Consider the following 21,399-nt stretch of genomic DNA (forward strand, 5'->3'; position numbering starts at 1 on the left):
TTCGCCGCTCAAACCCGCTCGCCCATCATGGGCGAAGCACAGGACAAAAGAATAAATCTCCCATGACCGATGACGAAATCCTGGCCGAGTTCCGCGCTGCCGACGCCCTGCTGCAGGGCCATTTCCTGCTCTCCTCAGGCCGTCACAGCGAATATTATCTGCAGTGCGCGCGGGTGCTGATGGACACAGAGCGCGCCGGCCGGCTCGCCGTGGCGCTCGCTGCCAAACTGCCGCGCGACCTGAAACAGGCGATCGACATCGTTGTGTCGCCGGCCATGGGCGGCGTCATCATCGGCCATGAAATGGGCCGCGCGCTCGGCAAGCCGGCAATTTTCGTCGAGCGCCCGACCGGCACCTTCGAACTGCGCCGCGGCTTTACGATCGAGCCCGGCGCGAAAGTGCTGATGGTCGAGGATGTCGTGACCACCGGCTTGTCATCGCGCGAAGCGATGGATGCGGTGCGCGCCGCGGGCGGCGATGTAATCGCGGAGGCCGCGCTCGTCGACCGCTCGGCGGGCAATGTCGAACTCGGCGTGCCCTTCTATCCGCTCGTGGCGATCAACTTCCCGACCTATGCCGATAATGAACTGCCGCCCGAACTCGCCGCGACCGAAGCAGTGAAGCCCGGCAGCCGGAGCAAAGCGGCTTGACCGGTCCGACGTCTTCCCTCCCCTTGGCTTCGCGCCTGCGGCTCGGCGTCAACATCGACCATGTCGCGACGATCCGCAACGCTCGTGGAGGCGAGCATCCCGACCCGGTGCGCGCGGCCGAAATCGTCGCCGCGGTCGGCGGCGACGGCATCACCGCACATCTGCGTGAAGACCGGCGTCATATCCGCGACGACGACCTGGCGCGCATCCAGGCCGCGACCGACCTGCCGCTCAATCTGGAAATGGCGGCGACCGACGAGATGCTTGAGATCGCGCTGCGGCACAAACCGCACGCCGCGTGCATCGTTCCCGAAAAGCGCGAAGAGCGCACGACTGAAGGCGGCCTCGATGCCGCGGGACAGCATAATCACCTCGCGCCCATCGTCGCGCGGCTGAACGATGCTGGTATCCGCGTCAGCCTGTTCATCGAACCCGACGCGCGGCAGATCGAGGCGGCAATGCGCCTTCGCGCGCCCGTCGTCGAATTCCACACCGGGCGTTATGCGCATGTCGAGGGTGAGGAACGCGCCGCGGAACTCCGCCGCCTCGCCGACGCAGCGGCGCTCGCGTGGAAGAACGGGATCGAACCCCACGCCGGTCACGGCCTCACCTATGACAATGTCGTTCCGGTGGCAGCGATTCCGCAACTCGCCGAACTGAACATCGGCCATTACCTGATCGGCGAGGCGATTTTCACCGGGCTCGACCCGGCGGTGCGCCGGATGCGCGCGCTGATGGACGAGGCGCGAGGCGCGCTGTGATCATCGGGCTCGGCTCCGACCTTTGTAACATAGAGCGCATCCAGGCATCGCTCGACCGCTTCGGCGAGCGCTTCGAAAATCGCGTCTTTACCGATGTCGAAAAGGCCAAGGCGGCACGGCGGCCGTTCACCCGCGCCGGCACCTACGCGAAACGCTTCGCCGCCAAGGAGGCCTTCTCCAAAGCCGTCGGCACCGGTTTCAAGCGCGGCGTCTTCATGAAAGACATCGGCGTCGTCAACGCGCCCTCGGGCGCCCCGACGCTCGCCCTCACCGGAGGGGCGGCCGAACGGCTCGCGCAGATGATCCCGCCCGGCCATACCGCGCATATCCATCTGACGCTGACCGACGACCACCCCTGGGCGCAGGCTTTCGTCATCATCGAAGCAATCAAGGACTGACAAAAACATGCCGAAGGACAGGACGAAGGGTGACGAAGGCTGGGGTAAGCTGATCCGCGATATCGTGGTCATCCTGCTGCTTGTGCTCGGTATCCATAGCTGCGTCGCCAAGCCATTCTATATCCCGTCCGATTCGATGATGCCGGTGCTGCGCAACGGCGATCGGCTGATCGTCAGCAAATATCCTTATGGCTGGTCCTATTCGTCAGTGAGCTTCCACCTCGCACCCAAGGTCGCAGGCCGGCTGTTCGGCAAGCTTCCCGAACGCGGCGATATCGTCGTGCTCGAGCATCCGGTGACGCGCATCGACTATATCAAGCGCGTGATCGGCCTGCCCGGCGACACGATCCAGCTCACCAATGGCGAACTCAGCATCAACGGCAAGCCGGTGAAGCGCGAAGTCCAGCCGATGCTGTCGATCCCCGTCGATCCCAACCTGCCCGGCCCTGACAGCAGCCTGTTCCGTTTCGTGAACCGCGATGCAAAGGGCAAGGAAGTGCTCGAACTGCCGATCGTTCGCGAAACGCTGCCTGGCGGCGCGACCTTCGACACGATCGATATGGGCCCGGGCTACACGACGGACGATTACGGCCCTGTCACCGTACCCGCCGATCATGTCTTCCTGATGGGCGACAATCGCGACGGCAGCGCCGACAGCCGCGTCGACACCAGCCAGAAAGGCCTCGGCGGCCCCGTTCCATTCGACGCGATTGCAGGGCGAGCAGAGATCATCAGCTTTTCGACTGATGGAACTGCCGAGTGGTATAACCCATTGAGCTGGTTTAACGCTCTGCGGTCCGGGCGCGCGGGAACCGACCTGCGACCGCAGCGTCAGGGCAACTAGTAGAACAGGAAACAAATATGGCGGCGACACGAAAACCGGCAGCAACGCGAACCGCTGCCTCCGCCGCCGCCAAGGCCGAGGCGCACAAGGAAGCCCCCGGGCCGACCGAGATTCGCAGCCAGCTTGTCCGCACCGAACTGCTGAAGGCCGGTGTCTGGATCGGCCTCGCGCTGCTCATCGGCGTATGCATTGTCCTGATCCAGCCGATCCTGCTGATCTTCGCAGGGATTGTCATGGCGTCGATGCTCGATGGCGGAACGCGCCTGCTCGGCCGCGTGCTTCCGATCGCGCGCGGCTGGCGGCTTTTGATCGTCTGCCTGTCGCTCCTCGCCTTTCTGATTTGGACCATCATGTTCGCGGGTTCGCAGATCGCCGACCAGGCCGCGACCTTGCAGACCGTCGTGATGGCGCAGATCGAACGCATCGCCGAGTGGGCGAGCGATCATGGCATGGGCAATTTCCAGCTCGATACCAAGACGATCACCGATAATATCGCTGGTACCGTGGGCCGCGTCACCGCTGCCGTCGGCACAGTGCTCGGCGGCCTCACCAGCCTCGTCATGATTCTCGTCCTCGGTATCTTCATCGCGATCGAGCCGCGCCTGTATGAACGCGGCGTCGCATGGATGCTGCCGATGAAGAGCCGCGAAAATTTCTACATCACGACCGCGCGCATGGGCTTCACGCTGCGCCGCCTGATGGCGGGACGTTTGCTCGGCATGCTCGTCGAAGGGATTGGCACCTGGCTCGCCTGCCTTGCCGTCGGCATTCCGATGGCGGCGCTGATGGGCCTGCTCACCGGCCTGCTCGCCTTCATTCCCAACATTGGCGCGATCGTGTCGGGCGTACTGCTCGTCCTCGTCGGCTTTTCGGCGGGGACAGATACCGGGCTCTGGGCGATCGCCATCTATTTCATCGTGCAGACGGTCGACGGCTATCTGATCGTTCCGATGGTCGCCAAAAAGACCGTCGACCTCGCCCCCGCCCTTGTCCTCGGCGCGCAAATCCTCTTCGGCGCGCTCCTGGGCCTGATGGGCCTGTTCCTCGCCGACCCGATCGTCGCGATGATCAAGGTCGCGCTGGAACGCGAGGCCGAGCGCAACGCCGGCGCCGCCAATACGAAAACGGCGGCGGGCACCTAAGCCCGCCGCCGCTTCTGTCTCGTCGGCTTGCCGGCCTTACGGCTGCGGCGCACCGGGCGGAGGACCGGCCGGGCCGCCGGGAGCGCCACCCTGCATCTGTTGCTGCTGCATCATCTGTTGTTGTTGCTGCATCTGCTGCTGCATCGCGCGAACTTCGGCTTCCGAGCGGAAGTCGAGCAGCGTGACGGCGAAGTGGAGCGTGCTGCCGGCGGGGATCGGCCCGACGGCGCGGTCGCCATAGCCGAGCTGCGCGGGAATGGTGATCTTGTACTCGCCGCCCTTCTTCATGCGGGTCAGCGCTTCCGAAAAGCCCGGAACGACCTGCGCGACCTGCATCGGCGCCTGTTCATTGGCGTCGAAGACAGTGCCGTCGTCCAGCTTGCCCTCATATTTCACGAGCACGACATCGGCCTTGGTCGGGCTCGGCCCGGTGCCTTCCTTGACGACCTCGAACCCGATGCGCGGGGTCATATGCCAGGCAAAGGCCGCCCCGGCGACCAGCAATGCGGCAAGGCCGAACCACATCAGCCACAGCCCGCCCTTGCTCACCGGACGCAATGGAACCGTCGTTACGCTCATCTTGGCTAATCCTTCCGCTGCCCCGGCCGGGGCGAAAATGCTGGCGAGGCCTATAGGCGGAGCGGCGCGGAGCGGTCCAGAGGCAATATGCACGCCGACGCTTATCTGCCGAGTCCGCTTTGGGTTGGGGAGCGGACATCCCGTCCCCAACTTCCGTCATCCCGGGCTTGACCCGGGATCCCGCTTTTTGAAGGCACTCACCGGATTCGACTTCAAGCGGGACCCCGGATCAAGTCCGGGGTGACGATGAAACGCAGGGCAGTTTCCGGTCGAAAGCGCCCGCCCCGTTCCACACAGACGAAAAAGGGCGCCGCGTTGCCGCGGCGCCCTTTTCTCGATCAGGATCCCGAACGGGAGACGGTCTTACTTGATACCGTCACGCTCCATCCGCTTGCGCTCCATCTTGCGGGCGCGGCGGACAGCGGCAGCATGCTCGCGCGCACGCTTTTCGCTGGGCTTCTCGTAGTGACGGCGCAGCTTCATTTCGCGATACACGCCCTCACGCTGCAGCTTCTTCTTGAGCGCGCGAAGGGCCTGGTCGACATTATTGTCGCGAACGATGATCTGCATACGCCGTGTCGTCTCCTGTTCGTCAAAACGATTTGGGGCCACCGGGCAACCCGGTTTGCCGTAAATCGCCGATATTCGGGCAATAAAAAGAGCGCCGCGATCACGCGACGTTCCGATGAAGCGCCAACTAGAGAGATTCGCGCCGAAATGCAAGCCCCAACGCGGCGAACCGCGCCCGCCACGCCGCGAGACCGCCCTGCCCTCTGCCGGGATTGTGCCGCGCCCTATCCTTATGGCATAGGTAGCAGGACGAAACTAACATCATAATGAGGGACAGGCCATGGCGACCCAGCTCAAGCGCAACAGCAAATATAGTGAAGCCGAATGGACAGCGCGGCAGGAGCTCGCCGCATGCTACCGCATCTTCGCAATGATGGGCTGGGACGAGATGATCTTCAACCACATCACGGTGAAGGTCCCCGACGAGGAAGGCAGCTACCTCATCAACCCCTATGGCATGCATTTCAGCGAGGTGACCGCCTCTACCCTCATCAAGATCGACATCGACGGCAACAAGGTCGACGAAGACAATCCCTGGCACGTCAACAAGGCGGGTTTCGTCCAGCACAGCCTGTTCCACCGCGTCCTCCCTGACGCGCATGCGATCATCCACACGCATACCACCGCGACGGTCGCGGTCTGCGCGCTCGAGGGCGGCCTGCAGCCGGTGAACTTCTATGCCTGCAACTTCGCCGGCCAGCTCGCCTATCATGATTTCGAAGGTGTGACGGTGCGCGAGGAGGAAGGCGAACGCCTCGTCCAGAACCTCGGCGACAAGCGTATCCTGATGCTCAAGAACCACGGCCCCGTCGTGATGGGCAAGACGCTGACCGAAGCCTTCATCAAATATTGGGCGCTTCAGCGCGCATGCGAAATCCAGATGGCGACGATGAGCATGGGCAAGCCGATCACCGTCCCGCAGGAAGTGATCGCCGTTCATCAGCGCGACCTTTTCATGGCTTCGATCCCCGGCCAGGCGGGCAAGGCCGAATTCGACGCGATGGTGCGCAAGGTCGACAAGATCGACACGAGCTGGCGTGACTAATCCGGCCGTTGCGCTAACAGGAACCGCATGACGCGATTCTCGGTCAACGACCGCCCGGTCGAATATCGCATGGAACCCGAAACGCCCCTGCTGTGGGCGCTTCGCGACGCGTCGAACCTGACGGGCACCAAATATGGCTGCGGCACCGGCGAGTGCGGCGCGTGCACCGTCGATATCGATGGCGAGGCGATTCGCAGTTGCATGGTCACGATCGCCGAATGCGAGGGCCGCTTCGTTACGACGATCGAGGGCCTGGCGCGTGACCGCAGCCATGCGGTTCAGCAGGCGTGGGTCGCCGAGCAGGTACCGCAATGCGGTTTCTGCCAGTCGGGGATGATCATGGCCGCCGCCGCGCTCCTCCGATCGAACAGCAACCCAAGCGATGCCGAAATCGACGCGGCGATGACCAATATCTGCCGCTGCGGCACCTACCCCCGCATCCGGACCGCGATCCGCCTCGCCGGGCGCGTGATCCGCGGCGAGGAACGCATCGCGGCCGCGCCGCCGCCCGGTATCCGTCCCGAGGACGCGGCACAGGCCGTCCCGGCGCTACGTCTGCCGCCGGGAAGCTGAACGGGGCCGTTCATCTAGCTGAACCGCAGGCAACAGCGCGGTCAGCCATCGATCATCTTGCCACTGGTAAGAATCGATTCATCATCCCGGCTGGCGTCTCCAGCACACGGGACATGAGTTGGAGAATGGCGAGATGAAAAAGATGTTCGGAGGGTTGCTGATCGCTGCGACGATCCTGACACCCATCGCCCCGGCCGCCGCACAGGCGTCAGGTGAACGGGTGCAGATCGCACAGCGCGGCGACCGTGGAGACCGCGGGCCACGCGGACCCGAAGTGCGCCGCGGTGGTGGTAACGGCGATGGCCAGGCACGACCTGAACGCCAGCAGCGCGGCGAAATGCGCCAGCAGCAGTGGCAGCAACGCGGCAATGATCAGCAACGACAGGCCCAGCGCGAGCAGTGGCGCCAGCAGCGTGGCAACGACGCGCAGCGTCAGCAATGGCAGCAGCAGCGCGGCAACGATCAGCAGCGGCAGGCGCAGCGCCAGCAATGGCAGCAGCGGCAGGCCGAACAGCGTCAGCGCGGCGGCACCTATGACCGCAACCGCGACGGTCGCACCGACCGCCAGTGGGACCGCAATCGTGACGGTCAGGTCGATCGCCAGTGGGACCGCAACCGCAACGGCCAGGTTGATCGCCGCTACGACCGCAATCGCAACGGTGATCTCGACCGCCGCTGGGACCGGAACGACAACAACCGCGTCGACCGTCGCTGGGACAATAATCGCAACGGCTATGTCGATCGCCGCTATCGCGACGGCCGAAACGACCGCTGGGACCGGGGCGACCGTAACAACCGGTGGAACCGCGATTGGCGCAGCGACCGCCGTTACGACTGGCGCAGCTATCGTGAGCGGAACCGCAGCCATTACCGGATGCCCCGCTATTACAACCCGTATCGCGGCTATGGCTACACGCGCTTCAGCATCGGTTTCTCGCTGAACTCGCTGTTCTACAGCTCGCGCTACTGGATAAACGATCCGGGCTACTACCGCCTGCCACCGGCTTACGGAGGCACGCGCTGGATCCGCTACTACAACGATGCGCTTCTGGTCGACACCTACTCGGGTGAAGTGATCGACGTGATCTACGATTTCTTCTGGTAATATTCCTTTCGGTTATCAGATGACAAACTGAGGGGCCGGTTCGCCGGCCCCCTTTTTTTGTGCGGGGGCAGGAGTCGACCGGGAGCGGACCTCTCCATCATCGTCACCCCGGACTTGATCCGGGGTCCCGCTATTTCGTGAAGCGTGCCGGTGCCTTCAAAAAGCGGGATCCCGGATCAAGTCCGGGATGACGAAGGAAAATCGGGCAACGTCCGCTCACCACCCCAAAACAGACATCACCCGATTAGCAAAATACCGCTGTCCTACATCATCGCACCGTGCCAGCCTCGCGTTCGCTCTTTGAAATCGTCGGCTTCGCAAAACCGGTCTTAAAGCGACAAAGGAGACATTTTCGACGCGTATGTCCGCAACTTTTGTCGCCTTAAGCATGACCGAATCGAACAACGGCCTCTTGCTACGCCACTCGCCACTTGCCCTCCCCCGCCCGCCGCGCCACGGTGGCTGAAACAAACAGGGGAGACTTCATGCGTAAATTGGGAATGGTCGCAGCCGCGACGCTCGCGCTGCTCGGTACGACGGCATATGCGAAAACCACCGTTATCTATGCCGGCCGCGTCATCACCGACGCCGGCCAGCCCGCGCAAGGCCCCTCGACGGTCACCATCACCGACGATCGCATCACCTCGATCACGCCCGGCCGCACCGCAGCTCCGACTGGCGCCGAAGTCGTCGACCTCGGCGACAAGACGTTGCTCCCCGGCCTTGTCGACCTTCACGTCCATCTGACCGGCGACCCCGGCGACGATTATCGCGCCGCGGCGGTCGATCCCGACGAATGGGGCGTCGTCGTCGGCGCTAAAAATGCCGCAATCACGCTGCGCGCGGGCTTCACCACGGTGCGCGAGGCGGGGTCCGCGCAATATACCGCTTTTTCTCTCCGCCGCGGTACCGCGAACGGCTTCATCGAAGGCCCGCGCATCGTCGCCGCCGGCCCGGCGCTGTCGATCATCGGCGGGCATGGCGACGTCACGGGCTTTCGCGAGGACATTCATGCCGTTCTCGATGAAGGCTATACCTGCACCGGTGCGGTCGAGTGCGCCGAGAAGGTCCGCAAGGCCTCTCGCGCCGGCGCCGACGTCATCAAGATCACTGCGACCGGCGGCGTACTGTCGCAGCAGGCGCGCGGGCTCGAGGGGCATTTCACTAGCCCCGAACTGCAGAGCATCGCGGACACCGCCCATTCGCTGGGGCTCAAGGTGATGGCGCATGCGCACGGCGCGGGCGGGATCAAATCCTCGGCCGTGGCCGGCATCGACAGCATCGAACATGGCACCTTCGCCGACGACGCAACGCTCCAGGTCATGAAGGCCAAGGGCACCTATCTCGTCCCGACGTTGATGGCGTTTGAGGGTATTCGCGAACGGCTCGGCAAGGGCATCTACACGCCGACGGTCGAAAACAAGGTGCGCATGACGCTGAACGACGTCGGCAAGGCGGTAACCCGCGCCAAGGCGCTGGGCGTGCCGATCGCCTTCGGCACCGATGCCGGCGTGTTCGAACATGGCCGCAACGGCGGCGAGTTCGCGCTGCTCGTCAAATATGGGCTGACCCCGCGCGAGGCGCTGGCGAGCGCGACGACGGTCGCCGCAAAGCTGCTGTCGCTCGAAAACGAGATTGGACGGATCGCGCCCGGGATGTCGGCCGACATGATCGCGGTCAGCGGCGACCCGCTGACCGACGTCACAGTGTTGGAAAAGGTCGACTGGGTGATGGCACGCGGCCGCATCGCCGATTGAACGGCGTCGTCACGCGGCGCGGCGGACCCGTCCCCGCGCCGGCGTGGCGGCCTTTGGACCGATCAACGCTTCGACTTCAATCGCTTCGGCAAATTTGACTCCGACACGGTTGCCCGCCGACCAACGCGCTTCGGCGTCGAGTATCTGGTCGGAACCGAATTCGAGCCTCAGCAGGGTGCCCGGCGGGACATTCCACAACCCCTCGATCAGCGCCCCGCGCGACGACATGTTGCGGATGATCGCCTCATATCGATGGTCGCCGCTGCCGATCTGGATCGTACGGAAGGTCGTAAGCCGCGGTTCGCGAACGCTCTTGTATCCCTTGGCCTCAGCGCGTCCGCCGCCTTCGCGAAGCAATGCCAGCACTTCGACCAGATCCATCGGCTTGCCATAGATATAGCCCTGCACATGGCTGCATCCGAGTCCGCGGATCAGCGCAAGGTCGTCGTGCGTTTCAACGCCCTCGGCGGTCGTTTCCATGTCGAGCGCGCTCGCTAGGCCGACGATCGACGAGATGATCGCCGCATTCATGCTGCTGGGATCGGCGGCGCCGAGGACGAAACTCTGATCTATCTTGATCTTGTCGAACGGCGCTTTTTTCAGATAGCCCAGTGCCGAATAGCCAGTACCGAAATCGTCGAGTGCCAGCCGCACGCCAGTCCGCTTCAACTTCTGGAACATCGCGAGAGTCTCGGGACTCTCGTCGAGGAATACGCCTTCGGTGATCTCTAGTTCGAGCTGCTCGGGGCGGATACCCGCCGCCGAAACCGCACTCAAGACCGTCGCAGGCAGCTTTTCGTTCGCGAACTGGCGCGGCGACACATTGACCGCGACGCGGTATCCTGGGCCGAGGCGCGCGATCGCCGCGCAGGCCGACCGGATGATCCACTCGCCGATCGGAACGATCAGGTTCGACTCTTCGGCCACGGGGATGAATTTCGAGGGGCTGATCAACCCACGGGTCGCATGATGCCAGCGGATCAGCGCTTCGAACCCGGTGATCCGTTCGCTCGCCACATCGACGATCGGCTGATAGAGAAGCTTGAGTTCGTCCCTCGCCAGCGCGTCGCGCAGCGCATCTTCGATCGCCTTGCGCTCGCTCGCCTGATTGTGCATCGCATCGGCATAGAAGCGATAGACGCCGCGCCCGGCATCCTTCGCCGCGTAAAGCGCAAGATCGGCATTGCGGACGAGCGCGGATGCGGTTGCACCCTCTCCGTCAGAAACGGCAATACCGATCGACGATCCGATGCGGACCTGTTCGCCCTCGATCGCAAAGGGCTTGGCAAGGCTGAGGATGATCGCATTGGCAATACCCGCCAGCTTTTCGGGCTGACTCATCTGCGGCACGACGATCTGGAATTCGTCGCCGCCAAGCCGCCCGACCTGTCCTTTGTCGCCGACGATCTGCGTCAATCGTCCTGCGACCTGCTGCAACAATTGGTCGCCCACCGGATGGCCGAGCGTGTCGTTGACCGCTTTGAAGCGGTCGAGGTCCATCAGCAGCAAGGCACATGGTTGCGGCTGGCCGCCATGGCTCTTGAGCGCGCGCTCGAGCAGGTCGGTGATATGGCGCCGGTTCGCAAGCCCCGTCAGCGTGTCGTATCGCGCAAGCTGGTTGATCTCACGCTCCGACCTCTTTTTGTCGGTCAGGTCGGTACCGCTGCCGCGAAATCCCTGAAAATTGCCTAGTTCGTTGCTAATCGGCTGGCCCGAAATCGACCACCAGCGCTCCTCGCCCGGAACCGAGGCCTGTACCGTCAGCTCCTTGAACGGCGTACGCGACGAGAGGCTGAAACCGAGCGTACGCTCCTCGCTCTCGTCCTTGCCGATCCGCTTGCGGATGATGTCGGTAAAGGGATGACCGAGCAGATCCGACAGCGGCCGTTCGAGCCGCGCCGCCACGGTCGGCGAAATATAGACGAGATGGCCATCGCGATCGGTTTCCCAGAACCAGCCGCGCCCCGCACGCTCGAAATCGCGCATCAGGTTCAGTGCACGCTGCTGTTCGCTGACGCCGAGCCGCGCCGCACGCGTCGCACGCCGCTGGTGGCGGACATCCTCGCGCATCATCACGATCAACAGGCCAAGAAAGACGAGGCCGGCAACAGCAAAAGGCCAAGACGCCGCACCGATAGCACCGCCCAGCGCGGTCGCACCGGCGAAGGCGAAAAAGGCGGGACGAACGACCGCGACCGCCGCCGCCGCGACGAGAAGCGAGCCAATATGAATCGCGGTAAAGGCATCGAAGTGGCGGCTGCCGTCAGGGATTGCGATGGCATTGAACATCGCTGCCGCGTTGAGCAATGTGCCAAGCACGATCAGCGCCATACACAGCATCGCCATAAGCCGCACTTGACTGTTCCCGATCAGGCGCGGTTTGCGCATCGCCTGCCCGATCACCGTCAGTGCGACGTCGCATGGCAAGCCTACCGCCATGACCAGCCAGAGCGAGGGTTGATCGAGAAAGCCTGCAACTCCAGGCAAGAAAACGAAGGTCAGAAATGCAAGGACGCGGCCGATCAGAACATAGTGCCACAGCTTCGCCACGCGCATCAGATGCGTGACGAATTCCGGCGAATCGAACAGCGATTCGCCTGCGGAAAGATCGCCGCCTCCCGGTCGGATGATGTTACGCCGAACCCCCAATTTCCTGAACTTCCCGCTCTTCTGATCGCCGTCGTCACTGGCCGTGAAAGAGTTACCAAATCCTTACCGCAAGCGCGTGATTTCCGCCGACATTGTGCCAAAACGGAAGGGGTTACGTTTCGGTTCGCAACTTGTTATATTGCACCAATGCCCGCCGTCCGCCTGTTCCCGCCCGACCGCTTTTTCGACCGCGCCGAATGGTCGGCGATCACTCGCGCGTCGTCCTGGCGCGGCATCTGGCTGGTTGCCCATGCATGGATCATCAGCATCGCACTCGTCGGCATCGCCGCCTGGTCGCAGAACCCGCTCGCATGGCTGCTCGCGATCATCTTTGTCGGCGGCCGCCAACTCGGGCTTGCGATCCTGATGCACGACGCCGCGCACGGCGCGCTCCACCCCAACCGGAAAATCAACAATTTCCTCGGCCAATGGCTGACCGGCGCCGCAGTCGGGTCGGACCTCATCGCCTATCGCACCTATCATCTTCAGCACCACAAGTTCACGCAGCAGCCCGAAGACCCAGACCTGTCGTTGTCGAAACCCTTTCCCACCACCCGCGCCAGCCTGGGACGCAAGGTGCTGCGCGATATGACCGGGCAGACCTTCTTCAAGCAGCGCATGGCACAATTCGGCTTTGCCTTTGTCGGCCTGAGAGCGATGTTGCGCGGCGAACAAGGTCAGAAAAGTGGCGCTAGCACCAAGGCCGGGACGCCGTTCAACAAGCAGTCCGACGACGGCATGACGTCACCGACGATCGACATCGCCGGGGCAATGACCGTGGCGCGCGCCGTCGGGCGCTTCCTCGTCGTCCAGGCGGTGCTCCTCGCCGCCTCGCTGACGCTCTATGGCTGGACGCCCTACCTGCTCTGGCTCGCGGGTCTGGCCACGACTTTCCAGCTATATCTGCGCATCCGCAACATCGCCGAACATGCATGCACGACGACGGGCAGCGACGATCCCTTTACCCATGCCCGGACAACCCACGCCGGCTGGCTCGCCCGCGCGACGGTTGCTCCATATTGGGTGAATTATCACGCCGAGCATCATCTGTTCATGGGCGTGCCCTGCTATCGCCTGCCCGCGGTTCATGCTGCCCTGGGACGCGCGGGTCGGCACGAGTCGATGACGATCGCGCCGAACTATGCCGCCGTGCTGCGGCAGGTCACCGCGGCGGGCTGATCAGCCTTCCTGAACGAAACGCGCGCCGGCGCGGTCCTTGACCGTCTTTTCGGGGTCGAAGATCATCCCGTTCATCGCGACATAGACCCCGGGCGGCAGCGTCTGCACCGCCGCCAGCGCAAAGCCGACGTTGAATTCGGCATCGCTCGCGCGCACCGACGCAGGCTGCATCGCGCCCGTCATCACGATCGTCTTGCCCGCAACGCCCGCCAGCACGCGCCCGGTAACGACCATCGTGTCGGTCCCGTGCGTGACGAGAATGCGCGGCGCATCGCTCGCGGCGACCGCAGCGCGGATCGTCTCGCGATCGGCGTCGTCGAGTTCCAGGCTATCCTTGCGCATCAGTTGCGTGACGCGGTGCGGGACATGGACGTTATTCTCGCGCAGCATGTCGGGGATCGCCGCTGGGCCGATCTGGAATTCCGAAAGCGCATCGAAATAGACTTTGTCGATGGTCCCGCCGGTGGTGAAAATGTCGATCATGTCTGTCACGCGCATTCGTCCTGAACCGGCGACGCGGGAGTCCCGTCGGGAGCCGCGAAGGGGCTTTTGAAAGTGAAGGCCTCGGCCGTCGGCCCGCTCGCCTCGATCATCGCGATCCGCGCCATGCCCTCGGCGACCGTCGGACGATGGCCCGCCGGCACCCACCACAACGCCTGATAGAGCGCCATATGCTCGAACCACTCCTTGCGCCGCTTCATGATCGTCAGATGATCGGGCGTGCGATAGACATAAGCGGCGAGCGCATCGATATCGCGCCACACCGACATGTTCGCGATCAGGTGCGGATCGTCGGTCACCGGCACGTCGGTCGCATTATTGCCCTCGCCCGTCAGCCGCCAGACAAAGCCGTCGGCTGCCTCTGCCACCGCATTCACATGGTCGAGCGCGTCCATGAAGTCGCGATTGGCGACATGGTCGGGCGGCAGGCGAAAGCGCCCGATGTTGATCTGCGCCAGCTCATAGTCCGCCATATGCGCCTCCTCAGGCAAGTGCCTCGGCAATCAGCCGCCGCGTATTGTCGATCCCGAACAGCGCGATAAAGCTGCCCATGCGCGGGCCGGCGCTCGATCCGAGCAGCGTCTCGTACAGCGCCTTGAACCAATCGCGCAGGTTTTCAAAGCCATAGGCCTCGTTCTTGCCGATCTCGTAGACGATATTCTGGATATCGTCGGCCGAGGCGTCGGCGGGGAGCGCGGCGAGCTTGTCGTCGAGTTCCTTCAGCGCCGCGCCCTCACCCCCTTGCGGCTTGCGGCGATTGAGCGTGGGCGCGACATAATCGCGGTTATACGCCATCGCATTGTCGATCAGCCGGTCGAGCTCGGGATAGTTTTCCGCATTCGCGCCATCGACATATTGGCCAAGGTAGCGCCAGATCTGGTCCTTCGAGGCATCGGCGCCCATCACCCCGACAAGGTTCAGTAGCAACCCGAAGGTCACCGGCAGTTCGGCACTCGGCATATCCTCGCCGCGCGCCACATGGACGTGGTGCACCGGATTACCGAGCTTCTTGTCGGGCTCCTGCGCCGCATAATTGCCGCGCATCTGCAGATATTCGTCGACCGCCTTCGGGATCACGCCGATATGAAGCTGCTTCGCCGCCTTGGGCTCGCGGTACGCGAAAAAAGCCAGACTTTCCTCGCTGCCATAGTCGAGCCACTGCTCGAGGCTCAGCCCGTTGCCCTTCGACTTCGAAATCTTCTCGCCCTTTTCGTCGAGGAACATTTCGTAGATCAGCCCCTCGGGCTTGCGCCCGCCCAACGCCTTGGCGATCTTGCCCGACTGGATACCGCTGTCGGTCAGATCCTTGCCGTACATTTCATAGTCGACACCCAGCGCAACCCAGCGCATCGCCCAGTCGACCTTCCATTGCAGCTTTGCGCCGCCGCCGAGGACCGAGTGAGTAATCGTCTCGCCTTCGTCTTCGAACGAAACAAGGCCCTTGTCGGCATCGACCACCGTCACCGGCACCTGCAGCACGATCCCCGACTTCGGGCTGACCGGCAGGATCGGCGAATAGGTCGCGGCGCGCTCGGCACGCAGCGTCGGCAGCATGATGTCAAGAATGTCCTGATTGTGGCGCAGGACATTCTTCAAGGCATCGTCGAACGCGCCCGACCTGTAGCGCTCGGTCGAACTGACGAATTCATATTCGAAACCGAAACGGTCGAGAAACTCGCGCAGCATCGCATTGTTATGATGCGCAAAACTCTCATATTTTTCGAACGGATCGGGGATCGCAGTCAGCGGCTTGCCCAGATATTCGCGTAACATGTCGCCGTTCGGCACATTGTCGGGAACCTTGCGGAGCCCATCCATGTCGTCACTGAACGCAACGAGCCGCGTAGCCGCGCCGCCGGTCAGCGCCTCATAGGCGCGGCGGACCATCGTCGTGCGCAGCACTTCGTTGAACGTGCCGATATGCGGCAGGCCCGACGGACCATAGCCCGTCTCGAACAGCACGGCCTCACCGCCGGGCTTTCCGTCCGGATAACGTTTCACCAGCTTGCGCGCTTCCTCGAACGGCCAGGCCTTGGAGGTTTGCGCGGGTTCGCGCAGCGAAGGGTGAAGGTGCAAGTCAGTCATAGCTGCGCCCCATAGCGGCAAGAGGCGCCGATGGAAAGAAACCCGGAAAACTGCGCAACTTCACTCGCAAATCACGAATAGCGCTTCGGCCCTCCGCGCTTAAAGCGACAAAGGACACGGACACGCGCATCCATTTTGTGTCCTTTGTCGCTTTAGCGAGAGGGGCGGCGGTCGATCGCATCGGACATCATCAAGCATGCCGGTGCAATGTAGGAAAGCCCATATATCGGCAGGCTCCTGCCGTTCCCGCCCCCTCTCTGTTCAACCGCGCGGCTGCGTCGCGGGCATGAAGCTGCTTCGGCGCAGCAGCGCCGCCGACACGATCGATACCAGCAGCGCGACCGGCAATATCTCGGTCAGCGTAAGCGCCATGCGAAAGAGCGGATTTTTATATTGCTCAGCCAGCGCGCCCATCTCTGACGAGAATTTCGCGATCTCGGCCGCCGGCTTGCCGGCCGCGCGCATGTCCGCGACGCTGTTGGCGATATATTCGGCCATGAAGGTCCCGCCGGTGCGCCACATATAGAGCTCCCAGCCGAATATATAAAAAAGCGATGCGACAAGGCCGATGCAGAGGCCGACCCCGACCGCTTTCCAGAAGCCTATCACCCCGCCGAGATTGACGTCGCGATAGCGTTTGACACCGACGAAGACGAAGATCAGCGCGACCAGCATCGACAGATAGCCGGCGACCATCCCCATCGCGCCATGATCGGCGACAAAGCTGATATTGATGAACATGCCGATGACGACGATGACGCCCGCGATGGCGCCGTAGACTGCAATGATCCTGCCCATATCCTGTCTCCCCAAATGGTGAATGCCATGCGGGATGGGCAGAAACAACGGCCGGAATCCATCGCCCAAACGGGTGATTTGGCGGTTTTAGAACATGATCTTTCTTGTTTGAATCGTCATCCCGGCGACGGCCGGGGTCTCAACCTTGCAACATGGAGCACGGATGAGATCCCGGCCTTCGCCGGGATGACGAAGCGGGAACAGGGCAGCTTCATCCAAAAACGATCACGCTCTAGAGTCTGATAACCTTGGATTGACCCACTTCGCCATTGCGAGCGGAGCGAAGCAATCCAGGGCGGTTTGCGCACGCTCTGGATTGCCGCGCGGCTTCGCCGCTCGCAATGACGAGTTCATTCGACGTCATCACGCTCAAGCCCGATCTTACGGCAGGATGTCGAGCGTCCGCGCTTTCTGCACCGCCTGCGTCCGGCTGGCGACAGCCAGCTTTTCATACACGCGCGCGATATGCGTCTTCACCGTGTTGGGGGAGATTTCGAGCCGGCGCGCGATGACCTTGTTGGCATGCCCCGCCGCCAGCATTTCCAGAACCTCGCACTCGCGCCCACTGAGCCCCAGAGCCGCAATCGCGGCGTCGTTGCGCACGAAGGGCTGGCGCGGTTTCGCAGTAAGCCGGTTGCCGACCCAGATGCCGAGCGCAACGCAAACAAGTGCAATACAGATGATGTAGAACTCGCCCGACCAGCGATGCACGGCATGTTTATAATTAAGCCACTCGAGGAGAAAAGCCGCAGCCGCAAGCGCGATACCATAAAGGAAGACCGAGCGGGCCATGATCCATGATAGATCATTATCGGCGACCGCTTGCAACATTGTCCCAAGGCGATCCAATATCGTTACCGGAAAATTTACCATGCGGGCGTAGCGTCCCCGCCATGGACAATTTTCGCACCCCCACCGCCCGCGGCCACAAACGTACTCCGGTATCGATCGACGTCACCGTCAACGGCGTCCTGAACTTTGTCGACGGGCGCATCACCGACCTGTCGGAAGGCGGCGCGCGGATCGACGGGGCGAGCATGCCGGCGCGCTCGCGCTGTGAAATCCATTATGGCGGACAGGTGACCTATGCCGTCGTGATGTGGTCCGAGTTCGACCGCATGGGCGTTCGATTCCCCTATGAATTGACGCACGGGCCGCTCTTCAATGCGTTGAAGCTCGCCCAGAATGCATCGATGGTCGAGCCCGCGCAGATTTTCCTGAAGAATCGCGCGCCAAGCTTCGGGCGTCGCGGCCTGAGCTGATCTTCAGAACGGCGCGATGGCCACACCCTCGCGCTCATTGTCCCAGATCATCGCCATGATCCGCCAGCCAAGGTCCGGGTCTTTGAATAGCTGAATCGAATTGACCCCGCGCCGCTCGGGCACGGCGTCGCCCAGCGAACTGCGCGCTTCATAGGCGCTCCAGACATGCGCGATATTCCCCATCACATCGATCCGCCGCCCGATCTCGATCTCGAAAAAATCATTCGCGGCAAAGAAGGGCGTGGTGTCGCGCGCATAATCGTCGAGCGCCATGCTCCGGAAGGTCGCGCGTCCGTCTTCGCCGATCCATGTGCGAATCTGCCGCGCGCCGGGATGAAAACAATTGGCCTGCCGCGACCAGTCGCGCGGGCCCTTCGGCCCGGAAATCATCGCATACATCTCATCGATCACGCTGCCGATCGAGTGCTCTTCGCTCATCCGGATTTTCCTTTCGCATCATGGAGGGAACTTTGCCCCCTCCGTTCGCCCTGAGCTTGGGACAAGAATTCGGCTTTGGCAAAAGGGAAGAACGGTCCCCTTCAACTGCCTTGCAGGCGTTCGGGACAGGCTTCGACAAGCTCAGGACGAACGGATGAGGGGTAGATTTAGGGCGATCATCCGCCCTTCGCTCCAATCGATCGAACCATCCCCGATTTCCGTAGTATCGCGAGAGGAAAGCAAAACGGCCGCCATCAACCTTGCCGCGTTCGCCTTTTGTCCCTAGTTTGCCGTCATGGCTCCCGACCCGCTTTCCCTGCCCGCGATCCATGCGAGCCATATCGGCATCTGGATCGCCGACACGCACGGCCGCGTACAACGTGTCGGGCGTGGAGAGGCGATTGCCGCCGTCGCGGCCACTCCGCATCTGCTGCTCAACGCAACGCTGACCGGCGATCGGCTGGGATACCCCGAGTTGTCGGGACTCGACCTGCTCGAACTCTTTGCCTTTCTCTATCCGGCCCGTTTCGCGGTGCCGACGCCGGCCGGCATCGCGGCCGCCATCGGCCTGATCCCGCCGAAAGGCGAAGAGGATATCGCCGCCTTTTTGCCCAAGGCGGCGGCAGCGATGCTCGCCAGCCTCGACGATCCCCTTTGGCCCGAACGCGAAGGCGCGTGGCATGGCGTCCAAGCCTTGTCGCGCCAGCGTTGGTCATGGTCGCCGCTCGTCCAGCCGCGGCTGTCGCAGCCCGATGCGAACGAACGCTGGCTGTTCGCGCGGCTGCCCGAGTGGGAGGAACAGCCGCCGCGCGGTGCGCCGCGTCAGGTGTCCATCAACGAGGACGACGTGTCGGCGCGGCTCGACCGCCTGACCGGCGACGGCGCCGAACGCCGCCCGGGACAGCAGGATTATGCGCGCGCAACCGCGGCGATCTTTGCCCCGCGCGATCGCAAGGACGCTCCGCAGATGCTGGTGGCGGAGGCCGGAACGGGCATCGGCAAGACCCTGGGCTATCTTGCCCCGGCCAAGCAGTGGATCGACCAGTCGGCGGGAAGCATCTGCATCTCGACCTACACCAAGGCGCTGCAGCGCCAGCTCTCACGCGAGACCGAGAAGCTTTACCCCGACGCCGCGACCCACCGCGAAAAGGTCGTCGTGCGTAAGGGGCGCGAAAATTATCTCTGCCTCCTCAACCTCGAAGACGCGCTGCAGGGCGGATTTTCGGGGCGCGCGGCGATCCTTGCGCAGCTCGTTGCGCGCTGGGCTGCCTATACGCGCGACGGCGACATGATCGGCGGCGACCTGCCCGGCTGGCTCCCCGCGCTCTTCCGCCGCAACGGCACAACCGCGCTGACCGACCGCCGCGGCGAATGCATCTATGCGGGCTGTCCGCATTTCAGGAAATGCTTCATCGAACATTCGGCGCGCGCTGCGACGCAGGCCGATATCGTCATCGCCAATCACGCGCTGACGATGGTTCAGGCCGCACGCCCGCGCGATAGCGGAGCCCCCGCGACGCGGCTGATCTTTGACGAGGGTCATCATCTGTGGGACGCGGCCGACAGCATGTTCGCGGCCGCGCTGACCGGACAGGAAGCCGTCGAGATTCGCCGCTGGGTGCTCGGCCCCGAAGGCAAGTCGCGCGGGCGCCGCCGCGGGCTCGCCGCGCGCCTCGCCGATGTCGCAAGCTATGACGAGGCGGGCGATCGCGCGATCCAGGCCGCGATCACCGCGGCCGCCGAACTGCCCGGCGACGGCTGGCTCGGCCGCCTGTCCGAAAACGACCCATGGGGGGCGATCGAGCGGCTGCTCGTCGCGGTGCGCGCCATGGTCTATGCGCGCAGCATCGACACGCGCACCGCCGATGCAGGCTATGGTCTCGAAACCGAACTTGCCGATCCCGAGCACGCACTCGTCACGGCGGCGGCCGGGGCAAGCGACGCGGTCGAGGCGCTGCTGCGCCCGCTGATGGCGCTCGGCAAACGGCTTGAAGCCTTGATCGACGACCCGCCCGACTGGCTCGACGGCCAGGCCCGCGCACGCGTCGACGGCGCGCGCCACAGTCTGGGCACGCGCATCGATACGCTCGGCGGCTGGCTGTCCTTGCTCGGCCGCGTGGGCGGTCCCGCCGATCCCGATTTCGTCGACTGGCTCCCGGTCGACCGCTATGACGGGCGCGAGTTCGACACCGGATTGCATCGCCACTGGCTCGACCCGGCAAAACCGATCGCCGAGGTCGTCTATCGCCCCGCGCAGGGCGTGCTCGTCACGTCCGCGACCCTGCGCAACGGCGGCCATGGCAGCGGCGGCTGGACCGATGCCGATATCCGCACGGGCGCGCGGCACATGGACAGCGGCGTCCAGCATTTCGCGGTGCCGAGCCCCTTCGACTATGCGCGCCAGTCGGAAGTGCTGATCGTTACCGATATCGCGCGCGGCGACCTCCCTGCCCTTGCCGGCGCCTATAGCCGGCTGATCGAAGCGTCGGGCGGCGGCGCGCTGGGGCTGTTCAGCGCGATCCGGCGGCTTCGCATCGTCCATTCGCGCATCGCCGACCGGCTGGCGCGCGCAGGGCTGCCGCTGTTCGCGCAGCATGTCGATCCGCTCGACACCGGAACGCTCGTCGACATCTTTCGCGCCGACCCGCACGCTTCGCTGCTCGGTACCGATGCGCTGCGCGACGGGGTCGACGTTCCGGGCGATTCGCTGCGGCTCGTGGTGATGGAGGGCGTGCCCTGGCCGCGCCCGACGATCCTGCACGCGGCGCGGCGCGCGGCGCAGGGCGGCAGCGCCTATGACGATATGGTCATCCGCGGCCGCATCGGGCAGGCCTTCGGCCGCCTTATCCGGCGTGCCGACGATTTCGGCCAGTTCGTGATGCTCTCGCCGAGTTTCCCCTCGCGCCTGCTCAGCGCTTTCCCCCAGGGCACCCCGATCCGCCGCCTGCCGCTCGACGAAGCGGTCAATCACGTGGCCGCGGCGAATGTCGAACGCAGAAAAACCGCCTTTCCAGCCTTTTCACCGTCATAAGTTTCCGGCACAAGGCCTGCGAAATTGAGGGA

At 63.7% G+C, this 21,399-nt stretch carries 22 protein-coding genes; 13 read left to right on the forward strand and 9 right to left on the reverse strand.

Features of this window, described 5'->3' with window-relative positions; genetic code table 11:
- Window positions 1-62 precede the first annotated feature (62 nt).
- From pyrE to SC1_RS12265, 5 genes are read left to right on the forward strand one after another with little or no spacing between them, the layout of a single operon-like run.
- Window positions 63-650: an orotate phosphoribosyltransferase gene (gene pyrE / locus SC1_RS12245; RefSeq protein ID WP_062181977.1), complete on the forward strand. Its 588-nt coding sequence runs from the start codon at window positions 63-65 to the stop codon at window positions 648-650.
- A 23-nt stretch (window positions 651-673) separates the two neighbouring features.
- On the forward strand, window positions 674-1,411 hold the full coding sequence (locus SC1_RS12250) for a pyridoxine 5'-phosphate synthase (RefSeq protein WP_062181980.1): 738 nt from the start codon (window positions 674-676) through the stop codon (window positions 1,409-1,411).
- Entirely contained in the window at window positions 1,408-1,809 is a 402-nt protein-coding gene (gene acpS, locus SC1_RS12255) for a holo-ACP synthase (protein ID WP_062181982.1), read from the forward strand. The genes SC1_RS12250 and acpS overlap by 4 nt, the downstream gene beginning before the upstream one ends.
- A gap of 7 nt (window positions 1,810-1,816) precedes the next feature.
- Complete coding sequence (gene lepB, locus SC1_RS12260; protein ID WP_062181986.1) at window positions 1,817-2,653, forward strand: signal peptidase I; 837 nt, start codon at window positions 1,817-1,819, stop codon at window positions 2,651-2,653.
- A 17-nt stretch (window positions 2,654-2,670) separates the two neighbouring features.
- On the forward strand, window positions 2,671-3,795 hold the full coding sequence (locus SC1_RS12265) for an AI-2E family transporter (protein ID WP_062181989.1): 1,125 nt from the start codon (window positions 2,671-2,673) through the stop codon (window positions 3,793-3,795).
- Between the two features lie 36 nt (window positions 3,796-3,831).
- Here the strand turns inward: SC1_RS12265 and SC1_RS12270 are convergent, their stop codons facing one another.
- Together SC1_RS12270 and rpsU are read right to left on the reverse strand one after the other, a co-directional pair.
- Entirely contained in the window at window positions 3,832-4,374 is a 543-nt protein-coding gene (locus tag SC1_RS12270) for an FKBP-type peptidyl-prolyl cis-trans isomerase (RefSeq protein WP_062181992.1), read from the reverse strand.
- Window positions 4,375-4,737: 363 nt separating this feature from the next.
- Window positions 4,738-4,944, reverse strand: a complete 207-nt coding sequence (rpsU, locus tag SC1_RS12275) for a 30S ribosomal protein S21 (protein ID WP_037510267.1) — start codon at window positions 4,942-4,944, stop codon at window positions 4,738-4,740.
- 280 nt (window positions 4,945-5,224) lie between these two features.
- Between rpsU and SC1_RS12280 the strand changes: the two genes are divergently transcribed.
- From SC1_RS12280 to SC1_RS12295, 4 genes are all read left to right on the forward strand, one after another.
- Window positions 5,225-5,989, forward strand: coding sequence for a class II aldolase/adducin family protein (locus tag SC1_RS12280; RefSeq protein ID WP_062181995.1), 765 nt, complete (start codon window positions 5,225-5,227; stop codon window positions 5,987-5,989).
- 27 nt (window positions 5,990-6,016) lie between these two features.
- On the forward strand, window positions 6,017-6,562 hold the full coding sequence (locus SC1_RS12285; protein ID WP_062181999.1) for a (2Fe-2S)-binding protein: 546 nt from the start codon (window positions 6,017-6,019) through the stop codon (window positions 6,560-6,562).
- A 133-nt stretch (window positions 6,563-6,695) separates the two neighbouring features.
- Complete coding sequence (locus SC1_RS21615) at window positions 6,696-7,667, forward strand: RcnB family protein (protein ID WP_238586671.1); 972 nt, start codon at window positions 6,696-6,698, stop codon at window positions 7,665-7,667.
- Between the two features lie 485 nt (window positions 7,668-8,152).
- Entirely contained in the window at window positions 8,153-9,424 is a 1,272-nt protein-coding gene (locus SC1_RS12295; protein ID WP_062182002.1) for an amidohydrolase family protein, read from the forward strand.
- A 9-nt stretch (window positions 9,425-9,433) separates the two neighbouring features.
- On the opposite strand, the gene SC1_RS12300 is transcribed toward SC1_RS12295, so the two are convergent.
- Window positions 9,434-12,073 carry an EAL domain-containing protein gene (locus SC1_RS12300; protein WP_062182004.1) on the reverse strand — a complete coding sequence of 880 codons (2,640 nt, stop codon included), beginning with the start codon at window positions 12,071-12,073 and terminating at the stop codon, window positions 9,434-9,436.
- 147 nt (window positions 12,074-12,220) lie between these two features.
- Between SC1_RS12300 and SC1_RS12305 the strand changes: the two genes are divergently transcribed.
- On the forward strand, window positions 12,221-13,252 hold the full coding sequence (locus tag SC1_RS12305; protein ID WP_062182007.1) for a fatty acid desaturase family protein: 1,032 nt from the start codon (window positions 12,221-12,223) through the stop codon (window positions 13,250-13,252).
- On the opposite strand, the gene SC1_RS12310 is transcribed toward SC1_RS12305, so the two are convergent.
- From SC1_RS12310 to SC1_RS12325, 4 genes are all read right to left on the reverse strand, one after another.
- Complete coding sequence (locus SC1_RS12310; RefSeq protein WP_062182010.1) at window positions 13,253-13,735, reverse strand: asparaginase domain-containing protein; 483 nt, start codon at window positions 13,733-13,735, stop codon at window positions 13,253-13,255. It abuts the gene before it with no gap.
- 5 nt (window positions 13,736-13,740) lie between these two features.
- Complete coding sequence (locus SC1_RS12315) at window positions 13,741-14,226, reverse strand: DUF3291 domain-containing protein (RefSeq protein ID WP_062184069.1); 486 nt, start codon at window positions 14,224-14,226, stop codon at window positions 13,741-13,743.
- 10 nt (window positions 14,227-14,236) lie between these two features.
- Window positions 14,237-15,838, reverse strand: a complete 1,602-nt coding sequence (locus SC1_RS12320; protein ID WP_062182013.1) for a lysine--tRNA ligase — start codon at window positions 15,836-15,838, stop codon at window positions 14,237-14,239.
- Between the two features lie 261 nt (window positions 15,839-16,099).
- Entirely contained in the window at window positions 16,100-16,579 is a 480-nt protein-coding gene (locus tag SC1_RS12325) for a DUF4199 domain-containing protein (protein ID WP_238586672.1), read from the reverse strand.
- Between SC1_RS12325 and SC1_RS22265 the strand changes: the two genes are divergently transcribed.
- A complete protein-coding gene (locus SC1_RS22265; RefSeq protein ID WP_238586673.1) occupies window positions 16,547-16,879 on the forward strand; it encodes a hypothetical protein in 333 nt (110 codons plus the stop codon). The two genes, SC1_RS12325 and SC1_RS22265, sit on opposite strands and share 33 nt — an antisense overlap.
- 138 nt (window positions 16,880-17,017) lie before the next feature.
- Here the strand turns inward: SC1_RS22265 and SC1_RS12330 are convergent, their stop codons facing one another.
- Entirely contained in the window at window positions 17,018-17,428 is a 411-nt protein-coding gene (locus SC1_RS12330) for a response regulator transcription factor (RefSeq protein ID WP_062184072.1), read from the reverse strand.
- 101 nt (window positions 17,429-17,529) lie between these two features.
- Between SC1_RS12330 and SC1_RS12335 the strand changes: the two genes are divergently transcribed.
- Window positions 17,530-17,898, forward strand: a complete 369-nt coding sequence (locus SC1_RS12335) for a PilZ domain-containing protein (protein ID WP_062182019.1) — start codon at window positions 17,530-17,532, stop codon at window positions 17,896-17,898.
- A gap of 3 nt (window positions 17,899-17,901) precedes the next feature.
- Here the strand turns inward: SC1_RS12335 and SC1_RS12340 are convergent, their stop codons facing one another.
- Entirely contained in the window at window positions 17,902-18,336 is a 435-nt protein-coding gene (locus SC1_RS12340) for a hypothetical protein (protein WP_062182022.1), read from the reverse strand.
- Between the two features lie 295 nt (window positions 18,337-18,631).
- Between SC1_RS12340 and SC1_RS12345 the strand changes: the two genes are divergently transcribed.
- A complete protein-coding gene (locus tag SC1_RS12345; RefSeq protein ID WP_062182024.1) occupies window positions 18,632-21,367 on the forward strand; it encodes an ATP-dependent DNA helicase in 2,736 nt (911 codons plus the stop codon).
- Window positions 21,368-21,399: the final 32 nt, after the last annotated feature.

Origin of the sequence: Sphingopyxis sp. C-1, from assembly GCF_001047015.1 — a bacterium.
In the GTDB taxonomy this organism is placed as follows: Bacteria; Pseudomonadota; Alphaproteobacteria; order Sphingomonadales; family Sphingomonadaceae; genus Sphingopyxis.

What these genes read in the sequence shown, in the direction of transcription:
- SC1_RS12330 (WP_062184072.1), bottom strand. Translation starts at nt 17,428, where the DNA reads ATGGCCCGCTCGGTCTTCCTTTATGGTATCGCGCTTGCGGCTGCGGCT.
- SC1_RS12340 (WP_062182022.1), bottom strand. Translation starts at nt 18,336, where the DNA reads ATGAGCGAAGAGCACTCGATCGGCAGCGTGATCGATGAGATGTATGCG.
- SC1_RS12345 (WP_062182024.1), top strand. Translation starts at nt 18,632, where the DNA reads ATGGCTCCCGACCCGCTTTCCCTGCCCGCGATCCATGCGAGCCATATC.
- SC1_RS12285 (WP_062181999.1), top strand. Translation starts at nt 6,017, where the DNA reads ATGACGCGATTCTCGGTCAACGACCGCCCGGTCGAATATCGCATGGAA.
- SC1_RS21615 (WP_238586671.1), top strand. Translation starts at nt 6,696, where the DNA reads ATGAAAAAGATGTTCGGAGGGTTGCTGATCGCTGCGACGATCCTGACA.
- SC1_RS12315 (WP_062184069.1), bottom strand. Translation starts at nt 14,226, where the DNA reads ATGGCGGACTATGAGCTGGCGCAGATCAACATCGGGCGCTTTCGCCTG.
- rpsU (WP_037510267.1), bottom strand. Translation starts at nt 4,944, where the DNA reads ATGCAGATCATCGTTCGCGACAATAATGTCGACCAGGCCCTTCGCGCG.
- SC1_RS22265 (WP_238586673.1), top strand. Translation starts at nt 16,547, where the DNA reads ATGATCGGCGACAAAGCTGATATTGATGAACATGCCGATGACGACGAT.
- SC1_RS12335 (WP_062182019.1), top strand. Translation starts at nt 17,530, where the DNA reads ATGGACAATTTTCGCACCCCCACCGCCCGCGGCCACAAACGTACTCCG.
- SC1_RS12265 (WP_062181989.1), top strand. Translation starts at nt 2,671, where the DNA reads ATGGCGGCGACACGAAAACCGGCAGCAACGCGAACCGCTGCCTCCGCC.
- pyrE (WP_062181977.1), top strand. Translation starts at nt 63, where the DNA reads ATGACCGATGACGAAATCCTGGCCGAGTTCCGCGCTGCCGACGCCCTG.
- SC1_RS12295 (WP_062182002.1), top strand. Translation starts at nt 8,153, where the DNA reads ATGCGTAAATTGGGAATGGTCGCAGCCGCGACGCTCGCGCTGCTCGGT.
- SC1_RS12310 (WP_062182010.1), bottom strand. Translation starts at nt 13,735, where the DNA reads ATGATCGACATTTTCACCACCGGCGGGACCATCGACAAAGTCTATTTC.
- SC1_RS12325 (WP_238586672.1), bottom strand. Translation starts at nt 16,579, where the DNA reads ATGTTCATCAATATCAGCTTTGTCGCCGATCATGGCGCGATGGGGATG.
- lepB (WP_062181986.1), top strand. Translation starts at nt 1,817, where the DNA reads ATGCCGAAGGACAGGACGAAGGGTGACGAAGGCTGGGGTAAGCTGATC.
- SC1_RS12305 (WP_062182007.1), top strand. Translation starts at nt 12,221, where the DNA reads ATGCCCGCCGTCCGCCTGTTCCCGCCCGACCGCTTTTTCGACCGCGCC.
- SC1_RS12320 (WP_062182013.1), bottom strand. Translation starts at nt 15,838, where the DNA reads ATGACTGACTTGCACCTTCACCCTTCGCTGCGCGAACCCGCGCAAACC.
- SC1_RS12270 (WP_062181992.1), bottom strand. Translation starts at nt 4,374, where the DNA reads ATGAGCGTAACGACGGTTCCATTGCGTCCGGTGAGCAAGGGCGGGCTG.
- SC1_RS12280 (WP_062181995.1), top strand. Translation starts at nt 5,225, where the DNA reads ATGGCGACCCAGCTCAAGCGCAACAGCAAATATAGTGAAGCCGAATGG.